1 protein-coding gene and 1 pseudogene are annotated in these 1,454 nt (G+C 35.1%); both read right to left on the bottom strand.

What is annotated here, in order from left to right; translation table 11 throughout:
* Positions 1–387: pseudogene (locus tag ABY905_RS17310) on the bottom strand (penicillin-binding protein activator LpoB); the annotation flags it as partial.
* A gap of 119 nt (positions 388–506) precedes the next feature.
* The gene (dapA, locus tag ABY905_RS17305) at positions 507–1,391 is read right to left on the bottom strand and encodes a 4-hydroxy-tetrahydrodipicolinate synthase (protein ID WP_372646156.1); all 885 of its coding nucleotides are present in this window, start codon (positions 1,389–1,391) and stop codon (positions 507–509) included.
* Positions 1,392–1,454 lie beyond the last annotated feature (63 nt).

The raw sequence follows: 1,454 nt of genomic DNA, 5'->3' as shown, positions 1-1,454 counted from the left end.
TGCGAAATCTTGTTGATCTGCTCTTTCCTGACGAAGATCTTCACGCTTTGAACCTGCTTGAACTAAGCGAACACGACCATCATTAAGAATTGATTTCTCTATATCTTTAATGTATGTATCAGCTTCGATATGTTCAGAACTTTTGTTATAAATTAAGCCTACAATCATAACAGGCTTTCTGTTGAATTCCTTTTGGAAATCTTCAATCCAATTTTGACTTAAAACCTGTTGAGTTAAAGCTTGTGCTGCTAACTGAGAATCGGTGTCATTCCAACGACCGCTTAAATCGATTTGCTGATCAGGAGATACTCGTGTAATTTGACGTGAACAAGATGCACTGGCTACTAATACCAAGGCAAGAACTAATAAACGCAATGAATGATTCATAATGTATGTTTTAATTTACTCTGATTAGATTGTTATTTTAAATATACTCACATTCGATGAGTATTTAAATATATTACTAAAAGTAATCTTTATGATGATTCACAATTTGCGTGCCATACTTACTTAGTCTGATCAACTAATCTTTTAAGTTTTGAGTAATGACTAGTACTAACTCCAACCATCGGTAGTCTAAAGTTATTTTCAATCAGTTTATTAATATGTAGAATTGCCTTTATGCCTGCAGGATTCCCTTCTGTAAATAAATTTTGAATGATTTCGAAAAGTTTAAAGTGTAGTGCTTTTGCTTCCGTAATTTCAGATACGAGTGCAGCATTAACCATATTGCTGAACTCCTTTGGGAAAGCGTTAGCCACTACTGAAATAACACCCTCAGCACCTAAACAAATCATAGGGAAAGTAAGAGCATCGTCACCTGAGATGACGGCAAAACCTCTGGGCTTATTCTTAATGATTTCCATAATTTGCTCCATGTTTCCAGAAGCTTCCTTTACAGCAACAATGTTTTCAAAATCGTTCGCTAATCTTATTGTTGTTTCAGCTGAAATATTAACTGCTGATCTACCTGGAACATTATACAAAATTACCGGAACAGGACTTGCTTCAGCAATCATTTTATAGTGCTGGTAAAGGCCTTCCTGACTCGGTTTGTTATAATATGGGGCAACAGATAGTATCCCCGCAATTTCGTTATATGCGTGGAAACTCTTGATGCTATCTACAACTTCTTTCGTGTTATTGCCACCAATCCCAATTACAAGAGGAACTCTTTTATTGTTGATTTTGATGATGTGATCGATAACAGCTTTTTTCTCATCTTTATTAAGAGTTGCTGCTTCACCTGTTGTTCCCATAACAACAAGGTAGTTGATGCCATTGTTAACTTGAAAATCGACCAAGTTAGTAAGAGAGTTAAAATCGATACTCCCGTCTGTGTGAAAAGGAGTAATAATCGCGACTCCAGTTCCTGAAAATTGATGTGACATTATATTTTAGTTTTTTTTGATTTCTGATAAGTAACTAATGCTGTTTTGAATAAGCTCTTTTAT

The organism is Ancylomarina sp. (genome assembly GCF_041555295.1).
Lineage (GTDB): Bacteria > Bacteroidota > Bacteroidia > Bacteroidales > Marinifilaceae > Ancylomarina.
Note: the sequence above shows the minus strand (reverse complement) of the source record. Positions and strands in the feature narration are given on the sequence as shown.